General features: G+C 34.7%; 9 protein-coding genes. 6 read left to right on the top strand and 3 right to left on the bottom strand.

Annotated features, from left to right (window positions below; genetic code table 11):
* Nucleotides 1-152 precede the first annotated feature (152 nt).
* The 4 genes from BN2628_RS14025 to BN2628_RS16895 are packed head-to-tail and all read left to right on the top strand — an operon-like array spanning nucleotide 153 to nucleotide 5,419.
* A complete protein-coding gene (locus BN2628_RS14025) occupies nucleotides 153-2,441 on the top strand; it encodes a GH92 family glycosyl hydrolase (RefSeq protein ID WP_074024193.1) in 2,289 nt (762 codons plus the stop codon).
* Nucleotides 2,425-3,330, top strand: a complete 906-nt coding sequence (locus BN2628_RS14020; protein ID WP_052431512.1) for a DUF4380 domain-containing protein — start codon at nucleotides 2,425-2,427, stop codon at nucleotides 3,328-3,330. The genes BN2628_RS14025 and BN2628_RS14020 overlap by 17 nt, the downstream gene beginning before the upstream one ends.
* Before the next feature lie 41 nt (nucleotides 3,331-3,371).
* Nucleotides 3,372-5,009 (top strand): alpha-L-rhamnosidase-related protein, encoded by a 1,638-nt coding sequence (locus tag BN2628_RS14015; RefSeq protein WP_082002262.1) that lies wholly within the window; start codon nucleotides 3,372-3,374, stop codon nucleotides 5,007-5,009.
* Between the two features lie 56 nt (nucleotides 5,010-5,065).
* The gene (locus BN2628_RS16895) at nucleotides 5,066-5,419 is read left to right on the top strand and encodes a transposase (protein WP_074024190.1); all 354 of its coding nucleotides are present in this window, start codon (nucleotides 5,066-5,068) and stop codon (nucleotides 5,417-5,419) included.
* 418 nt (nucleotides 5,420-5,837) lie between these two features.
* Here BN2628_RS16895 and BN2628_RS14010 read toward each other — a convergent pair whose 3' ends face one another.
* The 3 genes from BN2628_RS14010 to BN2628_RS14000 form a co-directional block, all read right to left on the bottom strand.
* A complete protein-coding gene (locus tag BN2628_RS14010; RefSeq protein WP_044228400.1) occupies nucleotides 5,838-6,848 on the bottom strand; it encodes a sugar-binding protein in 1,011 nt (336 codons plus the stop codon).
* Between the two features lie 73 nt (nucleotides 6,849-6,921).
* A complete protein-coding gene (locus BN2628_RS14005; protein WP_257606497.1) occupies nucleotides 6,922-8,796 on the bottom strand; it encodes a RagB/SusD family nutrient uptake outer membrane protein in 1,875 nt (624 codons plus the stop codon).
* 52 nt (nucleotides 8,797-8,848) lie between these two features.
* The gene (locus BN2628_RS14000) at nucleotides 8,849-12,082 is read right to left on the bottom strand and encodes a SusC/RagA family TonB-linked outer membrane protein (protein ID WP_044228406.1); all 3,234 of its coding nucleotides are present in this window, start codon (nucleotides 12,080-12,082) and stop codon (nucleotides 8,849-8,851) included.
* Nucleotides 12,083-12,738: 656 nt separating this feature from the next.
* On the opposite strand from BN2628_RS14000, the gene BN2628_RS13995 reads away from it, so the two are divergent.
* Entirely contained in the window at nucleotides 12,739-14,913 is a 2,175-nt protein-coding gene (locus BN2628_RS13995; protein ID WP_044228409.1) for a leucine-rich repeat protein, read from the top strand.
* Between the two features lie 89 nt (nucleotides 14,914-15,002).
* Entirely contained in the window at nucleotides 15,003-18,242 is a 3,240-nt protein-coding gene (locus BN2628_RS13990; RefSeq protein WP_257606495.1) for a leucine-rich repeat protein, read from the top strand.
* Nucleotides 18,243-18,270: the final 28 nt, after the last annotated feature.

Here is an 18,270-nt window from a genome sequence, read left to right as displayed (position 1 = left end):
ATCCCGTTACATCAGATCCTAAAAGTTGGTTAAATTTCACTCCTATTGATGAAAATCAATTCCGCAGAAGCGTAACTATTGATAAAAAAACAGATTTAGATGGAAATAAAGTAAGTTCATATTACCCAGAATAAACTAATCATACAATAAAAATGAAAAATTATATATTTATCCTATTTGTTTCAATACTTATGGCAGGATGCAAGCCATCCTCAAATACAGATTTAGAAAATCATAACATTTTAAGTTACGTTAATCCCCTTATTGGGACATCAGGACATGGTCATACTTTTCCTGGAGCTGCTTACCCTTTTGGGATGGTTCAACTTAGCCCCGATACAGGCCTAGATGGATGGGATTGGTGCTCAGGATATCACTATTCTGACAGTTCTATTATCGGATTTTCACATACTCATTTATCCGGAACAGGTCGTTCAGATTTAATGGACATAATGCTCATGCCCACTACTGGAGACATAAAATTACAAGCAGGAACAAAAGAAGACCCAGACAGTGGCTATCGTTCCCGTTTTTCTCACGAAGAAGAATGGGCTTCTCCCGGATACTACAAAGTCAATCTAAAAGATTACAACATAACCGTAGAACTAACAACATCTCCACGTTGTGGGTTTCACAAATATACATTTCCACAAAGTAAAGAATCCCACATAATCATAGACCTTTCTCATCATTATGCCAAGGATTCTGTCATCTTCACTTCTTTAAATCTCGTCGACAGTTGTACAATCACCGGACAAAGAAATACAAAAGGCTGGGGTGAACCCGGAGAAAAATACTGGAGTAATCAACAAATATTTTATGCCATTCGTATCTCGAAGCCTTTCGATTCTGCAAAATTGGCGTTGGACGATCAGTTTACAAAAAACAAAACCGCCCAAGGAAAAAACATTAAAGCCATACTCAATTTTGAAACTAATCAAAATGAAACAATATTCGTAAAAGTCGGTATATCAGCTGTTAGCATAGACAATGCTCTTCAGAATCTGACAGAAGAAATACCTGAATGGAATTTTGATACAATACTAAATGAAAACCAATCGGCCTGGAAAGAAAAACTGGGAAAAGTTATAATAGACGCGCCAGAAAAGACAAAAACAATTTTTTATACAGCGTTATACCATTCATTTCTGGCTCCTTATTTATATAATGATATTAATGGAGAATATCTCGGATTCGATAAGAAAGTCTATAAAGCTCTGAATTTCAACAATTATACTGTACTATCTTTATGGGACACATTTAGAGCAGAAAATCCCTTATTAACTCTTCTTACTCCAGAAATAACGAGTAACCTGATACAATCAATGCTAATGCAATATGAACAATACGGGTTGTTGCCTGTATGGCCCTTATGGTCGAGCGAAACCAATTGTATGATTGGTTATCATTCTGTACCTGTAATAGTAGATGCTTATTTCAAAGGGATTAGAAATTTCGATGTAGAAAAAGCTTATCAAGCAATGAGAGCCTCTGCTATGCAAGATGATTTTGGAATAAAAGAATTAAAACAATATAAATATATACCTTATGATAAATATAACAAATCTGTTTCTACTGCATTAGAATACTGTTTTGATGACTGGTGTATTGCTCAAATGGCCAAAGAGTTAAATAAAATTGGGGACTATGAATATTTTATGAAACGCTCAGCTTCCTATAAAACTTATTTTGATAAAGAATATAAATTAATGAATGGAGTCTCGTCCAAAGGCAAACCCCGTCGGCCATTCGATCCATTTTATTCTTCATATGGAGAATGCGATTGGGTGGAAGGTAACTCATGGCAATATTCCTTTTTTGCTCCCCACGATATCAATGGCCTAATCGAATTATATGGTGGCAAAAAGGCTTTTGCTTCCGCTCTGGATACATTATTTTCAATGTCTCCTAACATGTCTGGAGGAGATGTACCTATCGACATTACCGGACTCATAGGACAATATGCTCATGGAAATGAGCCAAGTCACCACGTAGCTTACCTATACAACTATGCCGGTCAACCGCACAAAACACAAAAAAGACTTCATGAGATAATGACCACATTATATACAGATAAGCCTGATGGGTTATGTGGAAATGAAGACTGCGGCCAAATGTCTGCATGGTATGTATTCAGCGCAATGGGAATTTATCCTGTAAATCCAGCAAGCGGAATCTATGTTTTTGGCAAACCAATGATAAATAAGGCAATTTTGAAGACCGGAGATAATCCATTTATTATAGAAGCCCACAATTTAAACGAAAATAATATCTATATCCAATCAGTAAAATTAAACGGACGGAATTACAACAAATTATATATTACTCATCAAGACATAACCCAAGGAGGACATCTGGAATTCGAAATGGGTTCAGAACCATCCACTAATAAATTTATTTCTTCAATACCTAACAGAAATGAAGATGAAGAACAAGAATAACACAGTTCTAACTTTTATTTTATTACTTGTAATATTTGCAACAAACTATTGTTACGGACAAGAAATAAAACGCGACGGAAATATCTACACTCTATCTGCAGGAGATCTGATTTTCAGTATATCTGCTCAGACAGGAGGTCGTATCGTCTCTTTTAGAAGAGGAAACTCTGAACTTCTAACTTCAACTAATGAACATCCCAGATATTATGGAGCAACATTTTGGATATCTCCACAAAAAGACTACTGGCCTCCTTATCCTGCAATAGACCAATTGCCATATAAAACAACTATTATAGGTCACAAAATACAAATGGTCAGTCAAACCGAAAATATGAATTTCCGTATTACAAAAGAATTTTCGATATCAACATCCGACACTGCAATATGTATCGCTTATAAAATAGAAAATATTTCCAATAAAACCTATAAACTTGCGCCATGGGATGTCACTCGTGTTTTTGGAGGCTTGAGCTTCTTTCCTATCGGGGAAGAAGATAAAAATATAAATATTTCAAGTATTCCGAATAGTTTTATAAAAAGCAATATTTTATGGGTTCCGTTTATTCAAGAAAAAAACATGAAGGCTCAAAAACTATTTAATACAGCCAAAGGAGGTTGGATGGCACATTACTATAAAAATCTGCTTTTTGTCAAATGTTTCCCCGATATTCAAGTAGAAGATATTCCACCTCAGCAGGGGGAAGTCGAAATTTTCATTGCTGCCAACGGTAAATATATCGAATTAGAAAATCACGGGCGATATATAACACTGGCCCCCAATGAGTCTACAGTATATAACGAAAAATATTATCTATTATTTTTGGGACAAAATAAAAAGGAAAAAGATTTATTATCCATTATCAAACAATTGAATAAAAAAGTAAACTAAAAAATACAGCATATATAAAAATATCATCTAAAAACAATATTATGATAAGATTTATTTTACTGAACTTTCTACTTCTCTCTTTTACATCTATTTGTTTTTCACAAGACTATTACGGAAATAGTAGAAAACAATGGCTCCAAAAGGCAGAACAATACAAACCGGAGCTTATAATCACAGAAAAAAAGCCTCTACATATCGTTAATGTCAGCCCTGATGAATATGCCTTCCAAAAATGGAAAGTAACGAATATACATCCTATCGACACATTATACAATATGCCTTTCAGATTAAAAAAAGAGGTTATTATTGATTTTGGAGAACATATGACTGGCAACTTCTGTTTTTCTGTAAGAACTACAGGCTTAGCCGCTGATGGGCCTTTAAGATTCAAACTCACATTCGGAGAAGTTCCCTCAGAAGTCGCTGTACCCTTTGACCCCTACCCTGGCAACTTGAGTAGAGCATGGTTACAAGACGAAATTGTCTCAATAATGTATGTACCCGAAACGGTAACTTTACATCGCAGGTTGGCTTTTCGCTATGTAAAAATAGAATTATTAGCCAGCTCACCTTACTATGATTTCAATATTTATGATATAAAATGTTTAGCCCGGACATCAGCAAAAAATATTCCAGAGGAACTTCCCTCCTCTGTTGATCCTATGATCAGGAAAATAGAGCGAGTTAGTTTGAATACATTGAAAGAATGCATGCAGACAGTTTATGAAGACGGGCCTAAAAGAGACCAACGTCTATGGATAGGAGACCTATATCTCGAAGCTCTCGGAAACAATTATTCTTTCAAACAACATGATTTGACCAAACGTTGCCTATATTTATTAGCTGGGTTAAGTGACAAGAACGGATACCTACTGGCCACTGTAATAGAGAATCCTGTACCTCGGGCTCAAGACAAACAATTTCTTTATGAATATGCCTTGCTTTATAATGCTTCTCTCAAAGATTATTTAGAGGCTACAAAAGATTATGAAACGGCAGAAGACTTATGGCCTGTAGCCAAAAAACAAATAGATATTGTCCGTACTAACGTCAAATCCAATGGACTAATGGATTTTGAAAAAGTAAATAAAAATTGGTGGATTTTCTTCGATTGGAAAGAAGATCTATATAAAGAAGTACCATTACAAGGAGTTTCAATATTTGCACTCAAAGAATCTTACAAGCTTGCCCAACTACTTGGAAAAGAAAAAGAAGTAGCTGATTTACCTGCACTGATAAAAAAAATGACAAAAGCTGCCCATAAAAACTACTATGACAAAAAATCAGGATTATTTATAGGAATTGGAAACAAACAAATCTCATATGCTTCTCAAATTTGGATGATACTAAGCGAAGTTGCCACCAAAACCGAAGGAGAAAAAGCCCTCTCAGCTCTACATACGACACAAAACGTTTGCCATCCGGGAACACCTTATATGTATCACTACTATATCCAATCGTTAATCAACTGTGGAATGAATGCAGAAGCAAAAAAAGCCTTAATTGATTACTGGGGAGGAATGATAAAAAAAGGTGCCGATACATTCTGGGAAGCATATGACCCAAATAATGATTTCATATCTCCATACTATTTCTATCCAATGAATAGTTACTGTCATGCATGGAGCTGTACTCCAGTCTACTTTATAAGGAAATATCCAGAAATATTCCAAAAATAACTATAAAACAACACATCTTATATAATTATTAGTATAGAGAGGCTATCTCAAAATAAATATGGGATAGCCTCTTTTGTATCTGTAAAAAAAATGGTGAACAGACCATATCAAAATACCGGGCTCAGAATTGCAAGGGATGTCTGTTAAGATGCCATTGCCATAAAAGTCGTTCTGAAAGGATTGTACAGGTAAATCACCGCTTAAAAATCAAGGAAAAGGAACGTAAAAAGTTACTCTCTGTGGAAAGTCTGAAAAATCAGAGTCAGCGACCTCAGGATGTGGAGGCTGTATTTGGAAACCACAAGAACAACAAACATTTCAAGAGGTTCCATCTTCATGGACTGAAGAAAATGGAAATTGAGTTTGGTCTGATGGTCATAGCACTCAATCTTGCAAAAGTAGCCTCTTAGAAAGCTTTTTTATGCGCGAAAAACTGTCTGAAAGGATAAATTCTTTGATAACGGAAAATTTAAATCTGAAACTCTGAAAGAGTGGCCATCTCAAGTTTATTTTGAGACAACCGCCATTATTTTTACTCATCCCACCAAACACCATATTACCTTTTTAGCGTTTGCTTTATCAAGGAATAAAAACAAATCTACTTGAAGAAACGTATAAACTGCATAGAGAGCAGATTCTCAATTCAGATAAACTATAGCTTTCACCTTCGTGAAATCTGAAAATAATAAAATAACCTTTAAACTAACAAATATAAATAAATTGTAAAAGACCTGTTACATAACAGACCTTTTACACAATAAATAAAAAAGCTACAAGTCAATGACCTGTAGCTTTTAACCACCCACAACTTATATATGGAAAATCTAATTATTTCACTATCTTAAAACATTTCATACCTTCAACATTAACTAAATAAATTCCTGAAGTTAATGATGACAAATCAGTAGGTTCAGTGTAACTCCATGATTTTATCATCTTTCCAGAGATGTCATGAATTCTAATCTGTGCATTTTGAACATCCTGCAAAGACAATATATTATTGGTAAAAGAATAATTTACTTCATCCATTTCTGCTTTCTCTACTGAAGACAAGTTCTCAACAAAATGCATTTCTCCTAAAGTTGAATTCAACTTCCAAGAATTATAATCAATTCCAGACCATCCTAAGATAATCTGACGAGTATTACTTTCATAATCAGTACAATTTGCAGTATTTATATCGAAAAGAATCTTTTTACCAATCTCTAAATTTCCATAATATTCTTCAGAAATAACAATATCTTTAGGAATAACAATTTCTGCATTATAACCATCTGCAGTTTGCACTGTCTTATATTCATAACCTGTAATTTTATTATCAACGGCAAATCCTGCAGCATATCCACCCCCGCTAAAACGATTCTCTGTATTCCCAATAGAAACCCTTAATTGAGATAATCCACGAGGACGTGCGTCAATTTCTTCATACAACATATTTTTATCATCCGGATTAGGGAAGAAAAACAACTCAAGATGGTCAATACCTATATCACTTTTCATTTTTTCCGAATCATAGGGAATGTATACATTATCTTTCACTTTAACAAAAAAGTAAAAGTAATTCACATCTCGTACCACTTTAAATGTAGCGGAATATCCCCATATATTCTCCACCGGTTGCGCACCCCAGTTACGTAAAATATTTCCAACAGGATTTTCCGGTACTTTTGACCAACATGCTTCATCTTCCAAACCGTCAATTTCAATCCACTCGTCCGTAGTAATAACCTCGACTGTTTTAAAATCCTCATAAACAATAGGTTGCCTTTGAGCAAATACAATATTAGCTGTCAGAAGCATTGCAGCAACACAACTAAAGAACCGTACATTTTTTCTCATGATAATTTGTTTTTTAAATTGAACAATACCCTTCGAAATAAACCTTCGAAGAAAAATAAACTATAGTTAACGATTAATATCCACTGTTTTGTAATAGAACATCCATACCGACAATCTGCCGTTCGGCAAGAGGTATAGGTAAACGATGATGCTTATTGGGCTCAAACCCCTTAGTTTTGAACAATTCCTCAGCTTTATTCCATCGCAAATAATCAAACCACAAATGTCCTTCTAAACACAGCTCCTTTTCTCTTTCTGCAATTATTGCATCTATAAAATCACCGGTATCATCATCCGACGGATAATCTACAGACTCTTTGACCTGTAAAGAAGCGTCATCAAATGGCAATTTCCAAGCTCTCCGTCTTACTTTATTCAAATATTTTTCTGCATTTGTATTATCACCCGTCCGATAACAAGCTTCTGCATACTGCAAATACAAATCCGCCAATCGGAATATTCGTTGATTTATCGAATTACTCCCCTGAAAACCAGGTAATCCTTCTGATGCCCAATTTTCAACGGCATTGTATGGAATATATTTTTTAAATCCATAATAACTATTTGGATAATCTATCACTTTTGTTGCAGCCCAATCTAAAGCCACACTATCCCGTCCTGGCACGTAAAACGAATCATACATACGAGGATCTGCAGAACGTGATGCATTTAATATTGTTTGTATGTACCGATTATCTGCCGTTCCCCAACCCGGTTCTGTTTTCACATCCAAACGATAGTGATTAGCCCTCAATACCTGATTTACTGCATCACCCAAAGCATCCCAATCTCCAGTATATAATTCAAAAAATTCTTCCTCAGAAAATACTTGAACCCCAATAGCCACTTGATAAGCTTTCATTACTTCTCTTGTAATGATATTTATTTCACCTGTTGAAGGTAAATTAGCATATTCATCATACACCTCTTGGGTTAGTTCATAACCTATATTAAATTTATTCACCCAATCCATAGCAACATTCACAATTCCAAATCCACCACCTACACCATCTGGACCTAAACGCCTCCATAAATAAGATGCCAATCTCGTATCATCACTAATTGTCTGGAATTGTACTTCAAAAATTGATTCCGAATTATTTTCATGCAAAAAATCAAAATTCCATGCATAATTTTCTACTAATTGATAGTCTCCTCCTCTCTGATTACCGCACTGTACACTTTTCTCAAACCACGTCTTTGCAGACTCATAATCTTTAAGATACATATATACTTGCCCCAGATAACCTGCAGCTGCACCTTTCGTTACCGCTCCTAACTTATCTGTTGACCAAGAAGTCGGTAATAAATTATAAGCTGTCTCAAAATCACGTAATATCACAGACCAGCATTCCCCCAAAGTATTGCGAGGAACCATCAATTGTTCCCTAGAAACAATCAAAGTATCCAATATAGGCACTCCTAATTCATTAGAATTATAAGCTGGATGAGAAGGTAGCTTATCCCCAAAAGAACGAGTCAATAAAAAATAAGAGAATCCCCGCAAAAACTTACATTCACCTATCATTTGCATAAGTTCCTGATTCTCCGATACAGTTAACTTCCCACTATTTATCAAATCATATATCTTAGTAGATACATCATTCGCCCGGGAAACAATAGAATACAAGTTTTTCCAATACGTATTGATTGCTGTTGCCTGATCACTATATGCATAATTGACCAATGGCTTTACGTCACCCAATGTCGCACGGAATTCAAGCTCTTGTGAGGCAAAGCATGTATAATAATATATTCCATAATAGTATAGATATTCTCCATACAATCCACTATATACTCCATTTACAGCCGTTTGAGCATTATTTACACTCGTAATAAACTCATCAGCAGGAATTCCTTCATAATTTTCAACTTCCAAAAAATCGCTACAGGAAGATAGTAAAAGACTAAATAGTGTTACACTGGCTACCAATTTTATATATTTCATGATACTCATCTTTTTTATTTAAATAATTAAAATAAGTTGGAACAATTCTACACTAAAACTCCACTTGTATGCCACATAAAAATGTCTTATTTTGAGGATAATTTCCCATGTCTATACCAAACGAGGTATTACTACTTGCTGAACAAAATTCCGGATCAAAACCTTCGTATTTTGTAAATGTCAACAGATTCTGCCCCGAAACATAAACCCGACATTTAGATATATGAGCTTTGCTCATCCACTTTTTAGGGAAAGTGTACCCCAATTGAATGTTTTTCAGTCGCAAATATGACCCATCTTCGATAAACCAAGTCGACACTGTTGTCTTGTTATTATTAGGATCGTCAAAGTAAGACCTGAAATTTTCATTTGTACTACCTGGGCCTGTCCATCGATTAAGCGCATAAGTCGTTGTATTATAATCATTATAAAGAAGATGAGATTTTGTACGAAAATCATTAAATATCTCATTTCCACAGACTCCTTGAAACAATATGCTTAAATCAATGCCTTTATAATCAAATCCCAAATTGAAACCATAGGTAAAATCAGGCCAAGGATCCCCTACGTGGGTAATATCTCCTGAATCGATATGCCCATCACCATTATTATCCCGAAATATTAAATCTCCCGCAGCTGTACCTGCTTGCTGATAATAATCATAGCCATTTTGCTGAGCTCTCCGATTATATTCATCAACCTCTTCCTGAGTTTGAAAAACGCCATCTACTTCATAAGCAAAAAACGATCCTATGGGATAACCAACCTGGGTAAACGAAACATTCGAAGCTCCCAATACTTTTTGGCTGGAAATCAGCACCGTATTATCATCATCTGTAGCCAATACCTTATTTTTAACATATCCTAAATTCGCACCTATCGAATAATGAAAATCTTTTCCTATTCTATTATTATAAGAAGCTTCTATATCAAAACCTTTGTTTCTTATCTTTCCTACATTATAAACATAAGAAACATTATCTCGGTTTCCTAATCCAGCCATTGACGGAAGTGTACTGCTAAACAGTGCATCAGACGTATTCTTAACATACCAATCAAAAGAAAACCGCAATGAATTCTTCAATACTGATAGATCAAATCCAACATCTGTAGTAGATATATCTTCCCATTTTATTTTATGATTAGGTAACCGATTCAGCCTTACCCCTATTACTGACGATTGATTTCCATCCGAATCGGTAATTCCAGATGCATAATTTGAATTAGGAAGTACATAGCTGGCGGTATACAAATTTTGAGCGACACTGGCACTTCCCAAAAGGCCCCAAGATGCCCTAAGTTTCAGGTCATCCAACCAATTCATCGATACGTTATTCTTTATAAAGTCTTCATTACTAATTCTCCATGCAGCAGAAAAAGATGGAAAATTTCCCCACCGATTATCCGGACCAAAACGATCATAACCATCTCTTCTCACCAACGCCATAACAGTATACCTGTTATCATATGTATAATTTATACGGCCAAAAAAGGACAAAGATGCATTATTTGAATAAGTATCCCCGGAAAATCTGTCTGCAACATCAGCCAATGAGGCCCTGAATATATCTCCTGTCATGTTCTGAGCACTAACCGTTAACCCTGTAGAATAAGCTTTCTGACCCTCCATTCCAATCATGATACCTAAATCATGCCTGTCTTTAAACGTTTTATTATAATTTGCTACTAAGTTTCCTCCCAAAGAATATCCCCGAGTAAGAGCTTGAGACATAGATGAATTTAAACTTTCTTCTGCCTCATACTGGAACGGGCTCTTTTCCATACGACTTCCCCCAGCGGCAAACCCACCAAACATATTGGCTGTTATAGTCAAATCTTTTATCGGCTGTATTTTTAAATAAATATTTCCATTGATTTTATAATCGGTGTTTCTCTTATCCGTCGTCGTTTCGTCAGCCAAAGGGTTGTGCCCGTTATATGCAGCCAACATCTCTGTTATATTCGTTACTTTTCCACTTACCGGGTCGATAATAGGAGTTCCATCTGCATTTGTTTTTGGAAAATAGCCGAATCCTCCAGGTTGATTAGACTCATCATAAGGCATCATGAATGGCATAGTACGCATATAACTATCCAAGAATGTATTATTTGAATTTACTTTATTATTAATATGGACAATCTGCATATTTTCACCAAATGACAACCATTTATTCAGTTTTACTTCCGAGTTCAATCGAAATGAATACCGTCTAAAGCGTGTATCCATATATGTACCTTTTTCGTCAAAATAATTAAATGATGCATAATAATTATATTTATCTGTCCCTCGACTAAATGAAAGGTCATAATTTTGTGTCATTCCCGTGGAAAATATAATATCTTTCCAATTATAATCAGCGTTAGTTAAGTCATAATCTAACCCATATGCAATAATATTTTTCCCTCCATTTTGAGAATACCACAATGGAAATGTCAACATTTCCTCTTCCGTCATTTTTCCTTTCCCATTAAAATCCTCAATTCTCAATTCTTTTAATTGACGTGTATTTAACATATCAGGGAGATTGGTCGGATTATTAAATCCTACATAAGCATTAAAGTTAACCTTTGCATCTCCATCTTTTCCTCGCTTCGTCGTAACAAGTACAACTCCATTAGCAGCAGAGGCTCCATAAATAGCTGCTGCAGAACCATCTCTCAAAATTTCTACCGATTCAGCATCGTTCATATTAAAATCTGCTCCCGGACTTTGAGGAACTCCATCGATAATCCACAATGGACCCGACCCGTTAAAGGAACCTACCCCACGAATCTTGACATCTGCCGTCGCCCCCGGTTTACCACTAGTTTTCGAAATAAATACTCCCGGAACTTTTCCTTGTAAAGCAGACTCAATACCTGCCGATGCCGTATTTTCCAGTGCTGACGCTTTCACTGAAGAGATTGCTCCTGTAACATTACTTTTCTTCATTGTACCATAACCAATCACAACTACTTCATCTAACAATTTATTATCCTCCTCCATAATCACATTAATAACCTTCCGATTACCCACAGTTATAGTCTGGGACTTAAATCCTACATAACTGAATGTTAATTGAGAATTAGAAGCAGCCTTAACAGAATAATTTCCATCAATATCTGTTATTGTTCCCGACGAGGTATTTTGACCACCTCCTTTCACCTGGATAGTAATACCAATCAAAGGTTCTCCATCTCCCTGCGTCACCTTTCCTGTTATGGTTTCTACTTGTGCATACAAAAAATTAGACATGCTATATATAAATAATATAGTCAAGAAAATTTTTTTCAGACAGTTTTTCATTGATATCTCTTTTATTCAGTTAAACAAAATTTTTCTATTCAAATTTTAAAATGATGCAACAAATGTATAGCAAAAAAGAAATCCGATTATCAATAAACTTTATATAAATTCCGAACAAAATATAAACAAAATACAAGTAAAACTACGATAAAATATAGATAGACAGTATATTTAATCTATATCATGCCAACAATATAACCACTCAAAACAAATATCCATAAATATCAATATACTATATAACATTATTTTAATAAAATCATAGACTTGCCATAGCACTTCAAAAGTATACTTTATCCTTCTTCAATTCAGGGACAAGCAACTTGCCACAAACAATAATAAAAAGAAATATTATCCTTCATAAAAATTGAATTTCCCCAAAAAGGTCTTAACACCTTGTTTTTAACTATAAAATGAATTCCATATAAACGACTCTGCTATCTATATATTATTATATACAATCACAATATTCTAACCCTAACAAATTGTATATCCAACTGTTTTACAAATAATTATTTATCTAAACCCATTTCTGTCCGCTTTTTGATTCACTTTTAATCAAACTTTATCCAGATTTTGTTTCATTTTCTGAAGTAATGAATTAGTTTATTTGTATAATTTATTTTTCACCAAAAATATCATTTTAAATTCAAAGTACAATGAAGAACAACTTTTTTACCCTAAAACAACGATTTTTAATTACATTATTATTATTTAGTTCGGGAACATCCTTATTTTCACAAGAGTTAACCAAAGATGTAACACAATCGGGTTCACTATCAACAATTCTTTCAGATGAAGAAAAGGCAAATACCGTAAAACTAAAAATAACAACATCTAATGGAGCTACTCTAAATTCTACTGATTTCGACATTCTGAATAAGATGCCCAAGTTAAAAGAGTTAGACTTATCCGATGATCTAAATACAACGTCTCTTCCTGGAAATGCATTTGCTGATAATCAAACAATAGAAACAATAAATTTTCCCGCCAATTTAAAAAGTATTGGAGGTGGAGCTTTTAATAATAGTGCTTTAAAAGGAACTGTAACTTTTCCTAAAACGGTAACCGGTATGGGAGACATAATAGGTCGCTTTGGAAATTGTCAGGGAATTACAGCATTTAATTTCCCAGATAATCGCAACTTCTCGACGCATGAAGGAGTTTTATATTTCACGGGAGACGATAAAATAACGAGGCTCGTTAGATATCCTTGTGGAAAAGATGCCGAAAGCTATACTATGAAAGAAGGAGCTCAAACTATTGAAGAACAAGCCTTCTTCTACAATAAAAAGCTCAAAAAGCTGATATTATCAACTTCATTTGAAAAATTTGCAAAAGAAGATGCAATATTCCGGGATGTTACAGCCCTCGAATCAATCGATGTAGAAAGTGGTAATGCAACATTCGCCTCAATAGGAGGATTATTATTAAACAAAACAACTAAATCTTTAGTTTATTTTCCCCCTGCAAACAAAACGGAGAATCTGACGATAGACGGCAATCTTGTAGAAAAAGTTCCTGCCGGATTTTTCTCAAACGCAAGAAGTTTAAAAAGAGTTATCTTCACAGAAGGATTTAAAGAAGTCGGATATAGAGCCTTCAGGACATCAACCACAGAACCACTTCCCATCGTATATATAGAATTACCTTCGACCATGACAACTATAAACGGTGAAGCTTTTGCAAACTGTAATAATATGACACAATTTATTTGCAGAGCAACTACTCCACCTAAAATCACAGGGAACTCAGCATTTCGAGAATCTAATAATACAAAGATCAAATTCGGTATACCCGAAAGTGCGATAGATGCTTATCTGAAAAGTGATATTCTAGATGAAAATTATGCTCAATGGGTAAATGACGGAAATGGAGGCTCTTCTCAAACAGGACCTAAAGGAAATGGTTGGAGTTTTAAAAAAGAGCAAATTGTTCCATACAAAGAGATTACAATAGTCGGAGGAACCGTTCATCAAAATGTTAGTGTTCCTGGATACCAAATAGAAATTACAGCTGGGAAAAGCCCTGAAGAAACATCCTTCACTCATTGGGAATCAGAGCCTCAAAATGTAACATTTATTGATAGTAAAGCGACCAATACATTTTTCACAATGCCAGAAAGTAATGTTACAATTACAGCTGTATTTGAAAAAAATAAACCATATACGATTATTGGAGCTACTATCACCAAAGACGGAAAAGCACCAATTGGAAGTACAGTAAATATAGATACAGATTTCGAAAAACAAGTAGATGGACAAACGTTAACTTTCCAGAAATGGGTTGTCAATAAAGGGGACGGTGTTATAATCAATAATCCGGCTGCAATCTCAACTTCATTTGTAATGATTGACGGAGAAGTCGAAATAGAAGCTATCTATACAATGACCTATACAATAAATATCCAAGGAGGAATTGCCCCATTCGAAGCTGCAGAAGGAGACAAAGTAGAAATTTCTGCATCACAAATACCCGGTCAGGAATTTGTAAGCTGGACATCAACAACTTCAGGAGTAGAATTCGATAATCCTAACAGCCCAGAAACCTCCTTTATCATGCCTCCCAGAGATGTAGATATCATCGCAAATTTCAAACAATATACAGACATCGATAATACAACTTATGAAACTCTTTCTGTATTCCCTAATCCCGCCACTGATTATATTTCAATAACGGGTACAAAAAACGGAATTTATTCTATATACAATACATTTGGAAACTTAATGAAACAAGGTAAATTTAATGGAGAAAACATTTCTATTTCAGAATTGCCAATAGGAATATACTTCCTGAGAATAAATAATACTACCATCCGATTTATAAAAAAATGAAAGAAAAATAAATGGAAGTATCACTTGTAAAAGTAGGTAATACTTCCATTTACTTTCGCAAAATCAAATTAATAAAAAAATCAAAAACAATGAAAAAACTTATAATGCCATTAAAAAGATATGCTATAATAGCATACATTTTTTGCACAGTAAATTCTGTATTTGCCCAAATAGAAACTGTCACATTAAGTGCATCGAAATCCTTAGAAGAAGCTTTACAAGAAATAGAAAATATAGGTATTACAAGAAATGAAATTACAAAACTCAGTATTATTAATAACACTGACGGTACAGCCCTAACAGCTTCGGATTTTTCTATCTTAAACGAAATGACAGCACTTTCAGAATTAGACCTTTCAGGCGATGAAATAACAACGGCACTTACTGATAATGCTTTTTTAGACAATCAATACATAAAAACTGTAAAATTCCCAACTAATATGAATTATATGGGAAACAATGTTTTCAATAACAGCAAACTCGAAGGCATTGTTTCCTTGCCTAAAACACTGACACGAAATGACCTATTTCAAGGACGATTTATGAACTGTCAAGGCATTACCGGATTTGAATTTCCAGAAAATCCTAAATTATTTTCTTTTGACAAAAACGGGAATAAATGTCAAACCGGAGGAGATGGTGTCGTTTATACTACTTACGACGATAAAAGAATTTCTCTATTATTATACCCGTGTGGAAAACCAGAAGAAACATACACCATTCCCGAAAGCGTAAATGTTATTGCAAGACATGCTTTTTTCTATAACAAAATACTTAAGAAATTGGTTCTGCCGACGACCTTCACCGGCCTAATGGCTCCCGATGATACATTCTGGTATAACGAAGGCTTAGAATATATAGATGTCGCCAAAGGTAATACTCTATTTTCCTCTATGGACGGCATCCTCGTCCAACTGGCTACAGAATCTTCTGAAGCAGCTTTACTATATTGTCCTAGAAATATCAAAGCCGAAACCATCACAATCAACGGAAACATTGTCAAAAATGTCCCTTCAAATAACTTACGATTTGAAAACGGCATTAGTAGACGTTTTTTCGGATGTGCTGAAAACCTGAAAAAAATTATATTCACCGAAGGAATAGAAAACATAGGAGAAAATAGTGTAAGATACCGTGTTGATGGACAAGGAGGTATATTAGAAGAAATATATCTGCCTTCAACAATTTCAACAATCAGTAAAGACGCTTTTTGTCAAAGAAAAAACGTAAAATTAGTCGTTTGTCGTGCAACTACTCTACCTACAGTAGGTAATAATGCATTTTTTGATTTAGGTGCTAATAACAACAAGATATATGATGTATATGTCCCAGCCACATCTCTTGACGATTATAAAGCAACCAATTGGGGAGGTATACCAAATACAAATTTCAAACCATTCTTCAATATTTCAATAACCGATGGTAATGCTATTTCCTCTATCGCTACAGATATAGCTTTCGAAGGTGACAAAGTTACAATTTCAGCCAATGAAGCTCCCAAAGGTAAAATATTTGACAAGTGGGTTACTACCCCGGCAAATATCATTGAAGATGAGACATCTTCAGAAAGCATAATAAACATGCCAGCTGAAAATATCACAATTAAAGCCACCTACAAGGAATTTGTACCATCACCAATACAAGTTATCACTTTAAATGCTTCAAAAGGGTTAAAACAAGCCTTACAAGAAATAGAAAATGCAGGTGTTACAAAAAATGAGATTACCAAACTGACTGTTATTAATAATACCGATGGTATAGCATTGACCAACGAGGATTTCTCAACATTAAACGAAATGGCAGCTCTTTCTGAACTTGATCTTTCAGGTGACGAAAAAACAACTACCCTCACCAAAGGAGCCTTCAAAGATAACCAATACATTAAGGCCATAAAATTCCCAGCAAATCTAAATAACATAGAAGCTGAAGTCTTTAATAATAGCAAATTAGAAGGTATAATTTCTTTACCAAAAACTCTGACAAGAGCAGATGCATTTGATAATCGCTTTGCAAATTGTCAAGGAATTATCGGTTTTGAGTTCCCAGACAACCCTAAACTATTTAGTTTCGACACCAATGGAAATAAATGTCAGACTGAGGGTGACGGAGCCATATATACCACATATGACGATGGAAAAATAGTTTTATTATTATATCCTTGTGGCAAAACGAATGAAACCTATTCTATCCCCGAAAGTGTTACTACAATTGGAAAACATGCATTTTCTTATAACAAAATCCTGAAAAAGTTAATTCTTCCGACAACTTTCCAAGGATTCGTATCGGCCAATGATACATTTTGGTATAATGAGGGATTAGAAACTATTGAAGTTACAGAAGGAAATGCTTCATTTACATCAATGGACGGTATTCTTGTACAACTCGCAACAGAAACTACTGAAGCAACATTATTATTTTGTCCTCGAAATATCAAAGCTGAAACAATTACGATAAACGGAGACATTATAAAAACATCTCCCCGGTTTAACCTACGCATGGGAAACGGAATCAGCCAACGGTTTTTCGGTTGGGCTGACAACTTAAAAAAAATCGTATTTACTGAAGGTGTTGAGACCATCGAACAGGAAGGTGTAAGATATAGAATTGACGGTCAAGGAGGAATTCTGGAAGAAATCTACCTTCCTTCTACTATCAAACAAATAGGACCAGACGCTTTTTGTCAAAGAAAAAACGTAAAGTTAGTTGTTTGTCGTGCAACTACCCTACCTACAGTAGGTAATAATGCATTTTTTGACTTAGGTGCTAATAACAACAAAATATATGACGTATATGTCCCAGCCACATCTCTTGACGATTATAAAGCAACCAATTGGGGAGGTATACCAAATACAAATTTCAAACCATTCTTCAACATTTCAATAACCGATGGTAATGCCATTTCTTCTATCGCTACAGATATTGCCTTCGAAGGCGACAAAGTTACAATTTCAGCCAACGAAGCTCCAGAAGGCAAGATTTTCGATAAGTGGGTCACTACACCTGCAAATATTGTCGAAGACGAAACTTCTGCAAAAAGTAGTATAAATATGCCCGCTGAAGACATTACAATCAAAGCTATTTATAAAGATAACACAACTACATCCATACAAAATTATCAAGTAGACACTTTATCTCTTTACCCAAATCCTGCAACAAACATCATCCACATTACAGGAAGTGATAAAGAAAACTATACTATTTACAATACCTCTGGGTCTATTGTTAAACAAGGAGTATTATCACACGGAGAAACTTCAATATGCAACTTACCTAACGGTATCTATCTCTTCAAAATGGGAGACAAAACAGTTCGATTTATAAAAAAATAATTCTTTCTATACAATCAAAATTTCAAAA

Source organism: Gabonia massiliensis, from assembly GCF_001403595.1.
Classification (GTDB): domain Bacteria; phylum Bacteroidota; class Bacteroidia; order Bacteroidales; family Coprobacteraceae; genus Coprobacter; species Coprobacter secundus.
This window is presented reverse-complemented; position numbering and strand designations above follow the sequence as displayed.